18 protein-coding genes are annotated in these 15,836 nt (G+C 49.1%); 7 read left to right on the forward strand and 11 right to left on the reverse strand.

Translation table 11 applies throughout. The features are described from left to right. Positions 1-56: 56 nt before the first annotated feature. Positions 57-386: an iron donor protein CyaY gene (cyaY, locus tag MJO46_RS14900; RefSeq protein WP_253989982.1), complete on the reverse strand. Its 330-nt coding sequence runs from the start codon at positions 384-386 to the stop codon at positions 57-59. A 67-nt stretch (positions 387-453) separates the two neighbouring features. Here cyaY and MJO46_RS14905 point away from each other — a divergent pair, with 67 nt between their 5' ends. The 7 genes from MJO46_RS14905 (at position 454) to MJO46_RS14935 (ending at position 5,919) form a co-directional block, all read left to right on the forward strand. Continuing rightward, positions 454-654: a lipoprotein gene (locus MJO46_RS14905; RefSeq protein ID WP_253989983.1), complete on the forward strand. Its 201-nt coding sequence runs from the start codon at positions 454-456 to the stop codon at positions 652-654. A 55-nt stretch (positions 655-709) separates the two neighbouring features. Then, positions 710-1,954 carry a diaminopimelate decarboxylase gene (lysA, locus tag MJO46_RS14910; protein WP_253989984.1) on the forward strand — a complete coding sequence of 415 codons (1,245 nt, stop codon included), beginning with the start codon at positions 710-712 and terminating at the stop codon, positions 1,952-1,954. A gap of 76 nt (positions 1,955-2,030) precedes the next feature. Then, complete coding sequence (dapF, locus tag MJO46_RS14915) at positions 2,031-2,858, forward strand: diaminopimelate epimerase (RefSeq protein ID WP_253989985.1); 828 nt, start codon at positions 2,031-2,033, stop codon at positions 2,856-2,858. Further along, positions 2,855-3,490 (forward strand): DUF484 family protein, encoded by a 636-nt coding sequence (locus tag MJO46_RS14920; RefSeq protein WP_253989986.1) that lies wholly within the window; start codon positions 2,855-2,857, stop codon positions 3,488-3,490. Before dapF ends, MJO46_RS14920 begins: the two co-directional genes overlap by 4 nt. A gap of 46 nt (positions 3,491-3,536) precedes the next feature. Beyond that, the gene (gene xerC, locus MJO46_RS14925; RefSeq protein WP_253989987.1) at positions 3,537-4,472 is read left to right on the forward strand and encodes a tyrosine recombinase XerC; all 936 of its coding nucleotides are present in this window, start codon (positions 3,537-3,539) and stop codon (positions 4,470-4,472) included. After that, positions 4,472-5,188 carry an HAD-IA family hydrolase gene (locus MJO46_RS14930; RefSeq protein WP_253989988.1) on the forward strand — a complete coding sequence of 239 codons (717 nt, stop codon included), beginning with the start codon at positions 4,472-4,474 and terminating at the stop codon, positions 5,186-5,188. The genes xerC and MJO46_RS14930 overlap by 1 nt, the downstream gene beginning before the upstream one ends. A gap of 152 nt (positions 5,189-5,340) precedes the next feature. Next, a complete protein-coding gene (locus tag MJO46_RS14935) occupies positions 5,341-5,919 on the forward strand; it encodes a HupE/UreJ family protein (protein ID WP_253989989.1) in 579 nt (192 codons plus the stop codon). A gap of 10 nt (positions 5,920-5,929) precedes the next feature. Here the strand turns inward: MJO46_RS14935 and MJO46_RS14940 are convergent, their stop codons facing one another. The 10 genes from MJO46_RS14940 to prmA form a co-directional block, all read right to left on the reverse strand. Further along, positions 5,930-6,433: a helix-turn-helix domain-containing protein gene (locus MJO46_RS14940; RefSeq protein ID WP_253989990.1), complete on the reverse strand. Its 504-nt coding sequence runs from the start codon at positions 6,431-6,433 to the stop codon at positions 5,930-5,932. Positions 6,434-6,582: 149 nt separating this feature from the next. Then, positions 6,583-7,329 (reverse strand): iron-sulfur cluster repair di-iron protein, encoded by a 747-nt coding sequence (gene ric / locus MJO46_RS14945; RefSeq protein ID WP_253989991.1) that lies wholly within the window; start codon positions 7,327-7,329, stop codon positions 6,583-6,585. Positions 7,330-7,575: 246 nt separating this feature from the next. Next, positions 7,576-7,992, reverse strand: a complete 417-nt coding sequence (locus MJO46_RS14950) for an ion channel (protein WP_253989992.1) — start codon at positions 7,990-7,992, stop codon at positions 7,576-7,578. Position 7,993: 1 nt separating this feature from the next. Beyond that, complete coding sequence (locus MJO46_RS14955) at positions 7,994-9,019, reverse strand: hypothetical protein (RefSeq protein WP_253989993.1); 1,026 nt, start codon at positions 9,017-9,019, stop codon at positions 7,994-7,996. 8 nt (positions 9,020-9,027) lie between these two features. Next, positions 9,028-10,122, reverse strand: coding sequence for an HlyD family secretion protein (locus MJO46_RS14960; RefSeq protein ID WP_253989994.1), 1,095 nt, complete (start codon positions 10,120-10,122; stop codon positions 9,028-9,030). After that, positions 10,115-11,656: an efflux transporter outer membrane subunit gene (locus MJO46_RS14965; RefSeq protein WP_253989995.1), complete on the reverse strand. Its 1,542-nt coding sequence runs from the start codon at positions 11,654-11,656 to the stop codon at positions 10,115-10,117. The genes MJO46_RS14960 and MJO46_RS14965 overlap by 8 nt, the downstream gene beginning before the upstream one ends. Next, on the reverse strand, positions 11,643-12,752 hold the full coding sequence (locus MJO46_RS14970) for an AI-2E family transporter (protein WP_253989996.1): 1,110 nt from the start codon (positions 12,750-12,752) through the stop codon (positions 11,643-11,645). The genes MJO46_RS14965 and MJO46_RS14970 overlap by 14 nt, the downstream gene beginning before the upstream one ends. A gap of 524 nt (positions 12,753-13,276) precedes the next feature. Beyond that, on the reverse strand, positions 13,277-13,582 hold the full coding sequence (gene fis, locus MJO46_RS14975) for a DNA-binding transcriptional regulator Fis (RefSeq protein ID WP_006083371.1): 306 nt from the start codon (positions 13,580-13,582) through the stop codon (positions 13,277-13,279). Between the two features lie 16 nt (positions 13,583-13,598). Continuing rightward, positions 13,599-14,567 carry a tRNA dihydrouridine synthase DusB gene (gene dusB, locus MJO46_RS14980; RefSeq protein ID WP_253989997.1) on the reverse strand — a complete coding sequence of 323 codons (969 nt, stop codon included), beginning with the start codon at positions 14,565-14,567 and terminating at the stop codon, positions 13,599-13,601. 175 nt (positions 14,568-14,742) lie between these two features. Continuing rightward, complete coding sequence (gene prmA / locus MJO46_RS14985) at positions 14,743-15,624, reverse strand: 50S ribosomal protein L11 methyltransferase (protein WP_253989998.1); 882 nt, start codon at positions 15,622-15,624, stop codon at positions 14,743-14,745. Positions 15,625-15,836: the final 212 nt, after the last annotated feature.

The following is a 15,836-nucleotide window of genomic DNA, read 5'->3' on the forward strand; positions in this document are numbered from 1 at the left end:
AATGTTGATATAAATAGGGAAGCTAAGGCTTCCCTATTTATTTTGCGTTGCAAGGACTAGAAGCTAAGTAGAATACCGCCCTGACGCTGGATAGACTCTTGCACGAATGGCATAAACTCTCCGCCGTTGCGTCCATCTAACCATTTCCCATCGACAAAACCAAAGTGATATCCACCAAAACGGGTGGCAACCCAGATCTCATGCAAAGGTTCTTGCTTGTTGATCACTATCTTAGAGCCATCCACAAATTCTAATTGCAGTACGTTGCCGCTAGCATCGATGTCGACGTCGGCATCTTGCTCATCAATCGCGGTTTCAATGGCATTCTCTATGGCTTGGAACATGTCATCGGCGAGCTGGTGAAATTCTTTATCTGTCATGGCCATGCATTTCTGTCCTTTGCTTTCGTCAAGATGGGTGCGATTATAAGGCCATTAGTCACCAGATGCACAGATGTTGAGAAAAATGAGACTGTTTTTATTGTTAATGCTTGGTAGCCTATTCATTACGGCATGCGGCCAAAAAGGGCCACTGTATAAATCACCTTCCGTTGAGGCGAGTCAAGCGACCAAAGCTGAAGTGTCTAAGACAGTGCCTGAGGCTGAAAAGATCAACTCTGAAATTAAAGCCATCGAAGCGGAAAAAACACAATAATCACCGCTCATTAGAATAATCAACACGACAATAAAGCGCAGTAAGGAACCGGACATTGGATCACTTTCTCTACCACAATAATACCCTGCATGCTGAAGGCTGTAGAGTGAACGATTTGGCCCAGACCTATGGCACGCCACTGTATGTCTATTCCCGTGCGACGCTTGAGCGCCATTGGCATGCCTTCGACAATGCCGTTGCAGATCACCCCCATTTGATTTGTTATGCGGTTAAAGCCAATTCGAATTTGGCCGTACTTAATGTGCTAGCCCGCTTAGGCAGTGGGTTTGATATCGTTTCCGGTGGTGAGTTAGCGCGAGTGATTGAAGCGGGTGGCTCCTCCGATAAAGTGGTGTTCTCGGGCGTGGGAAAAACCGTTGCCGAGATGGAACAGGCGCTTAATCTGGGTATTTACTGTTTTAACGTCGAATCGAGTGCTGAGCTTGAGCAGTTAAATTTGGTTGCCGGCCGTTTAGGTAAAGTGGCGCCAGTGTCACTGCGAGTTAATCCCGATGTAGATGCGGGAACCCACCCCTATATTTCGACCGGTCTTAAAGAAAACAAATTCGGTATTGCTATGGATGAGGCTGAAACCGTCTTCGCCCGAGCCCATGCGCTACCGCATTTACAGGTGAAGGGGGTCGATTGCCATATCGGCTCGCAACTGACTGAAATTCAACCTTTCCTCGATGCCATGGATAGGATGTTAGCCCTGATCGACCGCTTAGCCGAGCAGGGCATAGTGATTGAGCATTTCGATGTTGGTGGTGGTTTAGGTGTGACCTATGATGCTGAAACGCCGCCGCACCCCGATGTGTATGCCGCCGCTCTGCTTGCGCGTTTAGGTGATCGTAAGCTCAAGCTCATCTTCGAACCTGGCCGTGCGATTGCCGCCAACGCGGGGATTTTTGTCACAGAGGTGCTCTATCTTAAAGAGAACAGCGACAAGCGTTTTGCGATTGTCGATGGCGCGATGAACGACTTAATCCGCCCTGCACTCTACAGCGCATGGCAAAATATTATTCCCGTTAATCCAAGGGATGAGCAAACCTATGCCTTTGATATTGTTGGGCCAGTGTGTGAGACTGGTGACTTCCTCGGCAAAGACCGCCAGTTAGCGGTAGCGGCGGGGGATTTACTGGCGGTACGCTCGAGTGGTGCCTACGGTTTTGCGATGGCGTCGAACTACAATACCCGTCCTCGGGCCGCCGAAGTGATGGTCGATGGCGACAAGGCTTATCTAGTGCGTGAGCGAGAAAAACTGTCTCAGCTCTGGCAAGGTGAGCAACTCCTGCCGTAAACTAGAAAAATTATATTGATTCAGGCGCTTGGTTTCATATGTTATGGGCGGCGCCTCGGCTTAAAGGATAAGTATCTTGATCCAATTCACTAAGATGCACGGACTGGGCAACGATTTTATGGTGGTCGATGGGATCACGCAGAACGTGTTCTTTTCGCCTGAGCAGATCCGCCGTTTAGCCGATCGTAACTTTGGTATCGGTTTTGACCAGTTGCTCTTGGTCGAACCGCCCTATGATCCCGATTTAGATTTTCACTATCGCATCTTCAATGCTGATGGCGGGGAAGTGGAAAATTGCGGTAATGGTGCCCGTTGTTTCGCCCGTTTTGTACGTAATAAGGGGCTGACAAACAAGAATAAAATTCGGGTTAGTACCTCATCGGGTAAAATGACGCTGCGTTTGGAACGTGATGGCACTGTAACCGTCAATATGGGCGTGCCCATTCTCGAACCCAGCCAAATCCCCTTTAAAGCTAAAAAAGCGGAAAAGACCTATTTGCTGCAAACCCCCCAACAAACTTTTTTATGTGGCGCGGCTTCCATGGGCAACCCTCACTGTGTGCTCGATGTGGAAGATGTTGCCAATGCTAACGTTGCCGAAATTGGCGCTCTGCTGACCAAACATGAGCGTTTTCCGCGCGGAGTGAATGTCGGGTTTATGCAAGTGGTGAACTCTGGCCATATCAAGCTGAGGGTGTATGAGCGCGGTGCGGCCGAAACCTTAGCCTGTGGTACGGGCGCCTGTGCCGCCGTGGTTGTCGGGCAAGTTCAAGGGAAACTGGATCAACAAGTGCAAGTGGATTTACCCGGTGGTACCTTAACCATCAATTGGGAGGGCGAGGGTAAACCCCTGTGGATGACGGGGCCCGCGCAGCATGTTTACGACGGACAAATTCAGTTATGACAGAGCCCCTTATGCCACGGACAGATGCGCCCTTCGATGAACTCATCATTCGCGAGTATCTGCTCGATAATCCTGACTTTTTTAATCGTTATCCCGAGCTGTTGTTAGCGATGCGTTTGCCCCATCTGGAACGTGGCGCTATTTCTCTGGTTGAGAGGCGACAGGAGTTGTTGCGCCAGCGAGTGGGTCAGCTCGAGGAAGAAATCACTCATCTGTTGGCAATGGCGGCGCGTAACGAAAAAATTTATCTGTTTAACTCTGAGCTTTCTTTTAAGTTGCTCAATTGTGCCGATCTGGTGTCGCTTAAAGAGGTTTTAGCCGACAGTTTGAAGGATCAGTTCCATTTTACCCATGTGCGCCTTATTAGTGTGCTCGATGTCGACCTTGATATGAAAGCGATTTGGGAGCAACGCTTGCGTAAAGGTCACTATTTTGGCCGCGTGACACAACAGGAAGCTAAACGCTTATTTGGCGCAGAAGTGGGCTCAGTTGCCTTAGTCAAGTTAGCCGAAGAGATCCCCGTCATCTTTGCCATCGCCAGCCAAGATGCGACCCATTTTCACCCCGATATGGATAACATGCTACTGGAACAGTTACGGCGTTTGCTGGCGCATATGTTAGCTAAGCTTTGATTATTATCGAGTTAATACTCAATTCCCACCGATTAAGGAGCCCGATATGAGTGCACCAGCGAGCGATATATCGGATCCTAAGGTGGCGGATCCCTGTGCCAACTACCTGCAATCCTTTGAGCGTTATTTACATTCAGAGCGGCAGTTATCCGATCATACAGTGCGCAATTATCTCTACGAGTTACATCGCGCCAATGTATTGCTGCCGGATGGCATTGATCTGCTCAATGTGACGCGGGAACACTGGCAACAAGTGCTCGCCAAGTTGCACCGCAAGGGGTTAAGCCCGCGCTCTCTCTCATTGTGTTTATCCGCGATTAAGCAATGGGGCGAATTTCTGCTGCGCGAAGGTGTGATAGCCCTTAATCCCGCCAAAGGCTTAAGTGCGCCTAAACAGGCTAAACCGCTGCCGAAGAATATCGATATTGATTCCCTAAGCCATTTGCTGGAAATTGAAGGCACAGATCCCTTGAGTCTGCGTGATAAAGCCATCATGGAGCTGTTTTATTCCAGTGGCCTGCGTTTGGCTGAGCTTGCGGCACTCGATTTAACCAGTGTGCATTATGAGTTAAGGGAAGTGCGGGTATTAGGTAAAGGCAATAAAGAGCGAATTGTGCCAGTCGGCAGTTATGCCATTAAGGCGTTGGAAGCTTGGCTCACCTGTCGAAGGCAAATCCCCTGTGAAGATAACGCCCTGTTTGTGACCGAAAAGGGTCGGCGTTTATCCCATCGTAGTATTCAGGCGCGGATGACAAAATGGGGCCAAGAACAGGCATTGTCGGTGCGAGTGCATCCCCATAAACTACGCCACTCCTTTGCCACTCACATGTTAGAAGCGAGCGCCGATTTGCGGGCGGTACAGGAATTATTGGGTCATGCAAACCTTGCGACCACGCAAATTTATACCAGTTTAGATTTCCAACACTTAGCTAAGGTGTATGATAGCGCCCATCCTAGAGCGAAAAAAACACAGGATAAATAATGCGTTGTTACCTTAGACCCCAAAATATCCACGCGATCAGTTTCGATCTCGACGATACCTTGTACAACAACCAACCCTATATTTTGAATGCAGAAGCCGAGTTAACTCAGTTTTTGCATCGTTCCTTTCCCCTCACCGCGGCATGGCAATCCCAGGATTGGCGGCGGTTAAAACTGCTGCTTTTACAGCAAATGCCCGAATTAGCCCATGATACAACGGCGGCAAGGATAGCGACGTTACGCCAAGGATTACTGCAACTGGGTTATAGTGCGGCTGAGGCCGAGCGCGGCGCGGCAGAAGGGTTAGCGTGTTTTTACTTTCATCGTAGCCATTTTCAGGTATCAAGCGAAGTGCTCTCGTTACTTAGGCACTTGTCGCAGCGTTTTAGACTGGTCGGCATTACCAATGGCAATGTGGACGCCGAGCGTATTGGCCTCGGTGATGCGTTCGAGTTTGTTCTGCACCCAGGAAACGGTGTGCGCATGAAGCCTGCTAAGGATATGTTTGACCTCGCCTGTGTTCGCTTAGGCATTCGGCCGGAACAACTGTTGCACGTTGGCGATAGTCTGAATGCCGATGTGCGGGGGGCGCGTTTAGCTGGCTGTCAGTCGGTGTGGCTGAATCCCAGTTTTGGTCAACTTGAGTCATTACCAATAGCGGCACTTTTGCCCCATATGGAGATCGCCGCCCTAGGCTCGCTTAGCGATATTTTATGATCTTAAGCGATGGCGTTGTTGGCGAGGGTTTTACTTAGCATCACACTTTTGCCTATCTAAGGGTGATAAAGATCAACGTTTAGCATCATGATATGCAGTAGAGTCTTAGATGGTATTCCTATGACTCTCAATTGCTTATCAAGGATCTCACAATGGTGCGCTTAAGCTTATTTGCTCTACTCTCCCTCCTGTTTATCGCGCCGGCTTCGGCCCATGAGATCCATTCTGGCGGTGGTTTTATGTCTGGCTTTAACCATCCAGTGTTAGGGTTTGACCATCTGCTCGCCATGCTAAGTGTGGGGATGCTCAGTACCCAACTCGGTGGCCGTGCTATCTGGACAGTTCCCTTAGCATTTGTCGCCTTTATGTTGGTGGGTGGTATCTTAGGGTTGTACGCTATTCCCGTGCCCTTTGTCGAAATTGGCATCGCTTTATCTGTGTTGTTACTCGGGCTTGCCATCGCCTTTGACCGCCAGCTTCCCCTATTATTTGCTATGGCATTTGTTGGGGTGTTTGCCATATTCCACGGCCATGCCCACGGTGCCGAAATGCCCGAATTAGCGAGCCCTGTATTGTATGCGCTGGGATTTTTATGCGGGACAGCGGTTATCCATTTAGGCGGGGTCATGATTGGCCTTGGGATGCAGCGCTTAACCGGTCAGCGGAAGTTAATGCGCATTTCTGGTGCGGCAATCGCCACAGTGGGCGGTTATTTGTTAGCGGGATTTTAACAGTAAAAGGTTAGCGCGCCTTGAGCTGTTTATTGCAGTAACGGGCGCGGCGCAGTAATTGACTCACTTGTCGACGGCTTGCATGCATGTCGGCATCCCCTAATCGAAAGTAAGTCCCAGTGTAGACATCATTACCAATAAAGATGGGTTTTAGGTGCTCGGGTGCGAGTGGAACATGGATCCTGATCAGCTTTTTATTCATTATTTGAATCAGTTGCACATCTGAAATCGCCAGAATATTGTGGCTAATCCGGCTTGGGTCGTCGAGTATTTCCCAAAACTCTTGCAGTACGGGTAGGGGATTGGGAATGCCTTCGATGGTGAAATGCCCGCGTATTTCCCGTACACCGAGAATGATTTCGCCGCCTAAGGTATTGGCAAATGAGCTGTAGGTAGCCCAAATATCCTCGGGTAATTGACCTTGACCATCACGACCACCCGCTAGCTTAAATTCCACCTGAGCCGATTCATGTAGATCGGCAATATCATCGAGTGCAAAGGATTGAAATGTCATGGCTGCATATCCGTCAGTGACACATGACTTTTTGTAGCATGCAAAAGCAGCAAAGGCCAGACTTGGCCTTTGCTTTATACTAAAGCAACCTCAAGCGATGAGTTTGTGCATCTTGAGGTTGATATCTATGACAAGATAAGCACTTAGCCCTAGGCGAGATGGAGCGCTTTAGGGAAGAGGATGTTGTTCTCTAGATGAATATGTCTATGCAGATCTGCTTCAAATTCCGCTAGGGTGGCATAACAGACGCGCCATGTGGTGCAAGCATATTCTGGCGGGGTAAAATCATTGGTTAATTCATGCAGTTTTTGCAGGATCTGTCCCGCTTCCTCATGCTCATGCTGCATAGCATTTATCGGATTACCTATATGGCCAAAACAACCTTCAATCTGTTCACCTTGGGAGAGTGCGCGGATCGCCGGGAATAGGATTTTTTCTTCCTTCATTAGGTGCGGCATTAGCTCTTCGATTAAGGCTCTAACCCAACCAGCGAAGGGAATAATTTCGGCATAGTGCTCACCGTGTGCACGTACCATTTTTTCTGAGTATTCAATCAGTAATGGTGCTTTTGCCCGTACGTATTGGTGATGGGTAGTTTCGATATAATCAATCAGTTGCCCCAAAGGTAATTGATTTAACTCATCTTCTCTACTGCCAACGAGTCCGGCCTCTTCTAGTGCAGCGACGACCTTATCGGGATCGACTTCGGCGCGCTCGCAGGCAACGGATAGCGGTTTGCCGCCACCACAACAAAAATCAATTCCAAATTGGCTAAATATATGGGCACGGCGAAAATCTTCGGCGACGAGTTCTCCCACTTTCCTATCTAACCATTGTGGTAATACCGATGACTCTTCCTGCAAGCTTAGCTCTGATGACAAATTGGCAGACGACATAGCAACACTCCAAAGCAGACAACAAATTTACATTCATATTATTTGCATCTTTAAAATGGATCAACTAATCCCGACTAAAATAGTCGGGTTTTGTAGCCAAAGTCACAATTCATTGGATGAAATATCCCTAAGGGAGTAGAACGCATGGGAATTATCAAAGGATGTAAAAAACTAGCAATGCTGGTATTAGGACGCTGTCATTGTGGCGCGCGATTAAGCACGCCACCATGAAAATAGGATGAGGGCTTAGTGTATTCTTTTTTGGATATTGTGCTGCAACACAGCCAACATACATGCACCTGATAAGCCAATCATTAGCGCGCCATTGACGGCTTCTAACGGGCCAAGCATCTTCCATTGCGCACTCATGACCACATCGCCATAGCCTAATGTGGCGAAGTTAACCCCCGAGTGATAAATGGCATCCCTTAGTGTTTCAAACTCACCGAGCAGTAAGAATAAGGCACCCCAAACAACGATTTGTGCGAAATTGCCCAGCATAACTATCATGATAATGCCAAATAGACTCAGTGCGCCCGCGGTTAGGGTATCGCTATTAGAAAAGTGTTTGCTGTAAAAGCGAATGCACCAGATGGAGGCTAGGGATTGCAGTAACATGTTTATCAAAATGACGGGCAAACCGACCAACATAATTGTCAGCATTTTATTCTCCTATATTAGATTCTGGTGCCGGCCGACCAGCGGGCCACCAATGTTCAAGCATGATGACGCATAGCCAGCCGTAGCCTGCGACCATTAAATAGAGGCCAGTGCGTATCGCGCCGGCTAACCAAACATCTTTACCTGTAGCGCTTTCGGCAATTGCTGGGCCAAACAGAATCAGGGCAGTGATCCAAGCATTGCTCCAAAAGGAGGGCGGGAAACGTCCTGGAACGAGTTGGACTAAGCGCCTCGTCAACCAAAGTGTCATTAGGCAGAGCATCAATACCAACATCAATAATGACGGCCAGATACTCAGCCCCATCCAGAGCGCAAAGGCGAGTAAGGCGCCCATTAAGGTTGATAGCACCAGCTCCTTACCCACATGCTTAGCGTCGAGTGAGGTACTTTGTTGTGCCAGCATCACGGTTTTCATCACAGCCGGAATATAAAATGTCGGATTACCCAGTGCGAGTAGCCATATGGGGAGCACTATGATTACCGCTCGCAGCGCCAGTCTTTTGGGGTGCTCGGGTGGCAAAGTGGCTTGCTGAGTTTTGACTGCCACAGTGTTTGGGGGAAATAGAGCGTGGGCTATCCCATTGACTAAGGTTCCAATGATGATCCCTACGGCCATCATCTGGGCAATTGAAATGGCCAATGCCTGCTCAATAAGGCCCGCGACCGGTATAACAGTGATCGCCATAATGAGCAGCATGGCTATCGCCCCCACGCCAGCGATCGATTTTTGCATCAAGAGGTACAGAAGTAGCATGACCAAGAGCACGCCTGCCAGAGCATAATGTTCCAGCAGGGGCACTAACAGGACTCCGCCAACCATCATACCCAGCAGGAGCGTAGCGCCGACCAAGCCTTGCTTCAAACTCAATGCAGCGCCCGGGCGACATAGGACTATCCAAGCCATAATGCAGCCAAGGTGGGGCATAGGCAGAGCTAATCCGTAGCAAATCAGCACGCTAATCGCGACACCTGCACTAATTCTAATTACCGCACTGTCGGCGTTATGCATATGGCATCTCAATAGAGGAATGAGAAGAGGCTCATCAGACGGATATACAAGGCACCGATCAAATTCATCAAGCCATCCTCATTGGTATAAACCAGCACATCGGCTTGGCCACCGACACGCAGCCCCGCTGCGGGAGGAGGATCATCGGCACTAAAGGCTATTTTAACGGGGAAACGCTGGGCCTGGCGCAACCAATCTCGGTTGTTATCTACCGTTGGCAATGAACCTGCCTGCTGGTTTTTGCCATCATCTATACCATAACCAATGCTGCGAACTTCCCCTTGGAATAGCTGACCCGGTAAGCTATCGAGTAAGATACTGACCTTGTCGCCAATTTTGATATTTCCGAGGTTATTTTCAGTCATGTCCGCCGAGATCCAAACATCATGGATGGCGACCAGTGTCATGGCCGGTGCGCCAGCACTCATAAACTGACCAGCATCTGTGTTGAGATCGGTAATGAGGCCGCGACTTGGTGCTAGAACTCGGGTATTGAGTCTATCCAACTCAGCCTTGTTCACGGCCGAGCGGGCGCTGAGAAGTTGGGAGTTATTCTCGCCTGTGAGCCCCGCAGACTCTATGGCTCGGCGCACGTCGGCTTCGGCCGCGGTGACTTGGCTTTTAGCTGTTTCCCGTGTCGCTTGGGCGATTTCAAGGCGGCGTACTGATATTGCCCCCGGATCTTCACGGTAGAGGCGTTCCTGGCGTTCGGCGTCTTTGGCTGCATTATCATAGGCGGCTCGCATCGCTTGTAGCGCGGCCTCGGCAGCCCTCACTCCTTCGCTGCTCGCTTTGACACCACTGAGTACAGTTTCATAATCAGAGCGCGCCTTAGCCAGTGCTATGTCATAGGGCTCAGGATCGATTTCGAATAGCGGCTCACCAATGTCAACATCTTGATTATCATTGACATACACTTTTAGGATCTGCCCCGACACTTCGGAGGCGATAGGCACGACGAAGGCTTGCACCCGCGCTTGGGAGCTATAAGGCGTTAGCCTATCCGCAATCAGATACCAAGTAAGTAGAAGAACGATGAGCCCCAGTAATCCAAATGTCGCGCGGCGGCTGGTTTGACCGGGAGAAGACGTGCTATCAGTCATTAAGGATCACCTTTTGAGTATTGGGTTGGGGCTGACTATCTGGTTGGGGCTGAGTCGCATCGAGTAGTGGCGCCCATTCAGAACGGGCTCGAAGTTGAGTTTCGACTTCAGGGGTAACTAAGGCGCGCTGGCGGCCTTGTTCCCAACCGCCACCTAACGCTTTGTAAAGCAAGATAAGATTACGGATTTGGGCCCCACGACTGTTTACCAAACGTTCCTGTTGGTTAAATAGCGCACGTTGGGAGTCGAGTACCCGCTGAAAATCGGCCATCCCTTCACGGTATTGGGTATTGGCTATTTCGAGGGAGCGGCGTGCCGCTTCGCCCGTTTGGGTCAATAACAGGATCTCACTCTGGTCGTTGGCATAGGCGATGGCGGCATCGTCAACCTCCCGAGCCGCTTTAAATACAGTGTCACGGTAACGTTCGTGTAATTGCTGGAAGCGGGCGTCCTGGATCAGGATTTGGTTGGTCAAGGTGCCTCTATCCAGTAAGTTCCAGCTGATAGAGGGGCCTGCAGCCCAGGAAAATGTCTCGTTACCCACTCCTGTGGCATTGATGCCTAGGGTGCCTAACAGTGTTATTGATGGATAAAGCTCACTTTCGGCAATACCAATAAGCCCCGATTGGGCGGCCAGTTGCCGTTCGGCGACTCGAACATCCGGGCGACGGCGTAATAGGTCAGCGGGCATTTCGGCGACCAGTGCGAGCTTACCCTGTGGAATATGGCCGGTATTTGACTCCATTTCTGCTAGCGGCCCCGGCGCCCTTGCCAGTAAAGTGCTCAGGGCGTTCTGGCTTTGGCGTAGGTTGGTTTCGAGCTGTGGAATACCTGAGAGGGTGCCCAGATATTGAGTCTTGGCCTGCTGTACGTCTAGCTCTGCACTGTTGCCACTTTGGAATAGCCGCTCAGTAATTTCCAAACTGCGCTTTTGAATTCGCGCATTCTCTTGGGCTATCTGGAGTCTGGCCTCTACGGTGCGAATGTTCACATAATATTGGGCAACTTGCGCGATCATCAATACCTGAACATCATCGTATTGAGCGAGGCTGGCAAAGTAGTTAGCGTCAGCGGATTCAATACCGCGTTGGAATTTGCCCCAAAAATCTAGCTCCCACCCCAGATTAAAGGCGGCACCATAGCTGCTACCCGATGCACTATGGCCATTTTGTGTTTGTCCTGCCCTTAGCCACTCACCAGTTGCCTGCGTGACCTGTGGGCCAAGCAAGCTTTCGGCGATGCCAAGTTGTGCTTGCGCCTCGAGGATACGCAGACCAGCAATGCGCACATCTGGATTTTTGACTAAGGACTCTTCGACTAAAGCACTTAATACCGGATCGTCTAAGCGAGCCCACCATCGGTGATAATCAGCGGCATGGGCCTCATTTTTAAAGAGACTCTGGCTCACATTCTGCCAACTCTGTATTTCTTTGACCTCAGGCCTTTGATAGTCGGGGCCGAGCACGCTGCAACTGCTGAGCAGCACACAGGCCCCACCGAGCAGAGTCCGAGTAAAAGGGTTATTGATGATCATTAGGCTCGCTCGTCTCCGCCAGACCGTCGTCAACCCAGGCCATGAAAATGCGGTAGCCGATAGAAAGCAGGGTTGCCCCAATAAACATACCAAGAATACCGCTAGCCGCCATGCCCCCTAAAGCACCGATCAATACTACTGGCATTGGTGCATCGACACCGCGACCAAGGAGTAATGGCTTAAGGACGTTATCAGCCATACCCGCCACAATCAGCAAAACAGTGAAGACGATATTAAGGGCAGTGCCGTGATCGCCCGTCATCCACATATAGGCGATAGCGGGGATAGTGACGAGAATCACGGGGATTTGCGCTATGCCTAAAATCAGCGCGATGATAAAGAAAATGCCGACCGCAGGAATACCCGCGAAGGTCATTATAATGCCGACTAACAGGGCTTGAATAAAGGCAACACCGATAACACCTAAGGCCACGGCGCGGATGGTCGCTGTGCACAGTGCGGTGAGTTTTAAACCACGCTCTGAGCCAATAATTCGGGTAGCAATGCGGTCGGCACTATTTGCACCTGCGCGGCCATAGGCCATGATGATCCCCGCTACGATAAAGGAAAAAATGCTCATCAGTAAGCTACCGCTCATACTGGCCAGTGTACCTATGACTTTTTTAGTTGCATCCCCTAGCTGTGGTTGCAGGCTTTTGATTAAAGATGGTAAATCGGTGGAGGCTTTTAACCATACTGCGTTGAGCTTCTCACCTACCAGAGGAATAGTGGCTATATTGGCCGACGGTGGGGGGATCTCTAGGGTATTGTTATTGACGCGCTCAATCAGATTGCTAATGCTGTCCCCCATGGAGCTAACCATGGCTATGGTCGGCACGACCAATAAGAGTAAACCGAGCAACACTAGTAAGGTCGCGGTTTTGCCCTGTTTATCATTAAGGCGTTTGGCGAAACGTTGGTGTAAAGGATAGAGAGTAACGGCTAAAATTAACGCCCAGAGCATTAGGTTCATAAAGGGCGAAAACACGGTAAAGCAGAATGAGGCAAGCCCCAAGATCAGACTAAACTTAATAAACATATCCAAAAATTTGGCGACGATTCGTTTTTCAACTGCGATTAATTCATTGTTTTCCATTTCGGTGTTGCCTCAATGAGTGATGAACACATTACTAACAAAAATCCCTTGTATGACTAAATCAGCAGACAGCGAGTCGAGCAGTAACTAAATCAAAAATAGATAAGATGTTTAACCGCATCACCTTGTTATTTAGTTAATTGGCCGGAATTTTTAACTTGTTGATTTAAATGTATAAATTATCTATATTTTATTGCTTGCTTATTTATATAGTGTGACTGTGACATCTCTATTTATTTGCCGATGTAGTATAGATAGTAGTCAAAGGCCATTCAAATCATCCATATTTATTTTTAATTTCATATTACTAGGTGAAATTTGAATAAACTCAGCGCATCGAGCAAGTTTTGAAGATGTCTAACTAGCCTGTAAGGCAGCCATTTTCAATGTCAGAAATAGCGATTTTATTGGTAGAAACTCGACTAGGAATTATCTCGGGGTACATATGGGGGGACATATAATGCAAAAAGGACTTTCCATTGCTGGAAAGTCCTTTTTTAATACAACAGCTTAATCCTTGCGGATTAGTTCATGCCGTATTTTTTCAATTTTTTACGCAGGGTACCACGGTTGATACCTAGCATGTTTGCTGCGCGGGTTTGGTTGCCGCGAGTGTGTTGCATGATGATATCAAGCAGAGGCGCTTCAACTTCGCTTAGCACCATTTCATAAACTTCTTGTGCTTCCTGACCGTCCAACTGTGCGAAGAAGTTAGTTACGGCACGCTTTACTGCGTCACGTAATAACTGGGGCTTGATAGTGCCGTTTGCTGTTTCGATTTTGCCAACGGTAAGCTGGTGAACTTCTGTGTTAGTTGTCTGATCAAACATTCTATTCTGCTCTTTATTAATTCTGTACTAATTCATCAAAATAACATTCCACGAGGGAATACTGTTCTGCAGCGGTTTCCAGCAGATTAAAGTCAGCCCTAAATTGGCGCTGAGCTTCTTGGTCTAGGTACCATCCCATATGTTTTCTGGCGAAGCGGATACCCTTATATTCACCATATAAATCATACAATTTGGTGAGATGTTCCAGCATGACTTCACGCTGCTGGGCAACCTCAATGGGCGCTAGCTTATTACCTGTGTCCAAGTAGTGCTGGATTTCTCTGAAAATCCAAGGTCGTCCTTGAGCACCCCGTCCTATCATCAGAGCATCGGCACCGGTATAGTCCAGCACGAAGCGGGCCTTTTCCGGACTGTCGATATCCCCATTCGCGACAACAGGAATCGAGACATTCTGTTTGATTGCTTTAATTGTGTCGTACTCGGCAAAACCCCGGTACATGCATTGTCTCGTACGGCCGTGAACGGCGAGCGAGGCGATGCCACAATCCTCGGCAATCTGGGCGATTTGAACACCATTCCTGTGTTCTGGCTCCCAGCCAGTGCGAATCTTTAACGTGACGGGCACATTCACTGCGGCGACCACGGCTTGTAAAATGGCTTTTACTAGCGGTGGATTTTGCATCAGTGCCGAGCCAGCCAGCTTTTTATTCACTTTTTTTGCCGGGCATCCCATATTGATGTCAATGATATGGGCACCCTGTTCGACGTTGAACTGGGCGGCCTGTGCCATTAACTCTGGATCTGCCCCTGCTATTTGCACTGAGCGTATTCCTTCCTCGCCAGAATGCGTCATACGCTGGCGGCTCTTATCCGTATCCCAAACCTCGGGATTGGATGAAAGCATCTCGGAAACCGCTAGGGCCGCGCCATAACGAAGACAGAGATTACGGAAGGCTTGATCGGTGACACCTGCCATTGGTGCCACGATCAGCTGATTTTTCAGTTGATAGGGTCCAATCCGCATTTACTGTTTCACCTTAGCTCTTCAAAGGGGCGCTATAGTAGCCCTTTTTGTTGGCCGTGAAAAGGTCAATAAATGACCTAGGCGCAATTTTTTTTCTTGACTTTTTAACCTTGAGAAGCCAACGATAAAAATTGGCCTAAGCCAGCAGTGGCGCACGTTACGCAGCCCTTTAGCGCTATTTACGCTTGCCTGTCAAGCGGCTCCAATCTTCTTTGTGAGCCGCTTCGTCCATATCGAACCATTGGCTGTAGAAGTCGGATATCTCTTGAGCTTGCTCTTTGAGCAGACCAGAAAGGGCTAATTTGCCGCCAGTTTTCACCCGTTCGGCAATGAGTGGAGCCAGTTCGCGCAGTGGACCCGCGAGAATATTGGCGACCAGTACGTCGGCCTTAAGATCGGCGGGTTGATTTTCGGGTAGATATAAGTCGAGTTTATCGGCGACACCATTGCGTTCGGCATTAGCGCGTGAGGCGTCGATGGCCTGATAGTCGATATCGATACCTGTGACTTTTTTCGCGCCTAATTTCAGTGCTGCAACGGCTAAGATGCCCGAGCCACAGCCAAAGTCGATCACTCCTTCATCGCTTAAATCTAAGCTATCTAGCCACTCTAGACACAACGCTGTGGTTGGGTGAGTACCAGTACCGAAGGCAAGACCCGGATCTAAGATCACATTGACTGCGGTGGGATCGGGGATTTCGCGCCAGCTTGGGCAGATCCACAGACGCTCGCCAAATTGGATGGGGTGGAAGTTATCCATCCATTCACGTACCCAGTCTTTATCTTCGATTTGTTCTATCTTGTGGCTGAAGTTTTCACCGAGGAAAGGCAAGGTTTTCAGCATGGCTATGGTGGGAGTCAGGTCGGTTTCGGCATCGAATAATGCGACGACTACGGTATCGCGCCACAGTGGAGTTTCGCCCAGTTTAGGTTCAAAAATAGGGGTGTCTTTACCATCTTCAAAGGTGATAGAGACTGAACCTTCTTCCATAAGCAGGTCGCTGATGGTTTCAGCATCGTCGCTATTGGTGTTTATACGGAGTTGGATCCAAGGCATGGGAGTATCCTGCGGCTAAGGGTTAACAATAATCGCGGTATTGTATACCCAAACCACCTGAAAATGCAGGACCGTGCGGGAATTTAACCCGCCTTATGCTGGCTCCCGTATTGATATCTTTATGCTATTGCTACCGTATTTGTGGCGAGCTATTTCAGTCCTGTCAAAGTGTTAGCAGGTTTAACGCATTATGGTTAAAAAGCGAATTGTCA

The organism is Shewanella sp. KJ2020 (assembly GCF_024197625.1).
Taxonomy (GTDB): domain Bacteria; phylum Pseudomonadota; class Gammaproteobacteria; order Enterobacterales; family Shewanellaceae; genus Shewanella.

Bases quoted from the DNA above. Each gene is read 5' to 3' on its own strand.
- cyaY (WP_253989982.1), bottom strand. From the start codon at position 386: ATGGCCATGACAGATAAAGAATTTCACCAGCTCGCCGATGACATGTTC.
- MJO46_RS14905 (WP_253989983.1), top strand. From the start codon at position 454: ATGTTGAGAAAAATGAGACTGTTTTTATTGTTAATGCTTGGTAGCCTA.
- MJO46_RS14920 (WP_253989986.1), top strand. From the start codon at position 2,855: ATGACAGAGCCCCTTATGCCACGGACAGATGCGCCCTTCGATGAACTC.
- xerC (WP_253989987.1), top strand. From the start codon at position 3,537: ATGAGTGCACCAGCGAGCGATATATCGGATCCTAAGGTGGCGGATCCC.
- MJO46_RS14930 (WP_253989988.1), top strand. From the start codon at position 4,472: ATGCGTTGTTACCTTAGACCCCAAAATATCCACGCGATCAGTTTCGAT.
- MJO46_RS14935 (WP_253989989.1), top strand. From the start codon at position 5,341: ATGGTGCGCTTAAGCTTATTTGCTCTACTCTCCCTCCTGTTTATCGCG.
- MJO46_RS14940 (WP_253989990.1), bottom strand. From the start codon at position 6,433: ATGACATTTCAATCCTTTGCACTCGATGATATTGCCGATCTACATGAA.
- ric (WP_253989991.1), bottom strand. From the start codon at position 7,329: ATGTCGTCTGCCAATTTGTCATCAGAGCTAAGCTTGCAGGAAGAGTCA.
- MJO46_RS14950 (WP_253989992.1), bottom strand. From the start codon at position 7,992: ATGCTGACAATTATGTTGGTCGGTTTGCCCGTCATTTTGATAAACATG.
- MJO46_RS14955 (WP_253989993.1), bottom strand. From the start codon at position 9,019: ATGCATAACGCCGACAGTGCGGTAATTAGAATTAGTGCAGGTGTCGCG.
- MJO46_RS14960 (WP_253989994.1), bottom strand. From the start codon at position 10,122: ATGACTGATAGCACGTCTTCTCCCGGTCAAACCAGCCGCCGCGCGACA.
- MJO46_RS14965 (WP_253989995.1), bottom strand. From the start codon at position 11,656: ATGATCATCAATAACCCTTTTACTCGGACTCTGCTCGGTGGGGCCTGT.
- MJO46_RS14970 (WP_253989996.1), bottom strand. From the start codon at position 12,752: ATGGAAAACAATGAATTAATCGCAGTTGAAAAACGAATCGTCGCCAAA.
- fis (WP_006083371.1), bottom strand. From the start codon at position 13,582: ATGTTTGATCAGACAACTAACACAGAAGTTCACCAGCTTACCGTTGGC.
- dusB (WP_253989997.1), bottom strand. From the start codon at position 14,567: ATGCGGATTGGACCCTATCAACTGAAAAATCAGCTGATCGTGGCACCA.
- prmA (WP_253989998.1), bottom strand. From the start codon at position 15,624: ATGCCTTGGATCCAACTCCGTATAAACACCAATAGCGACGATGCTGAA.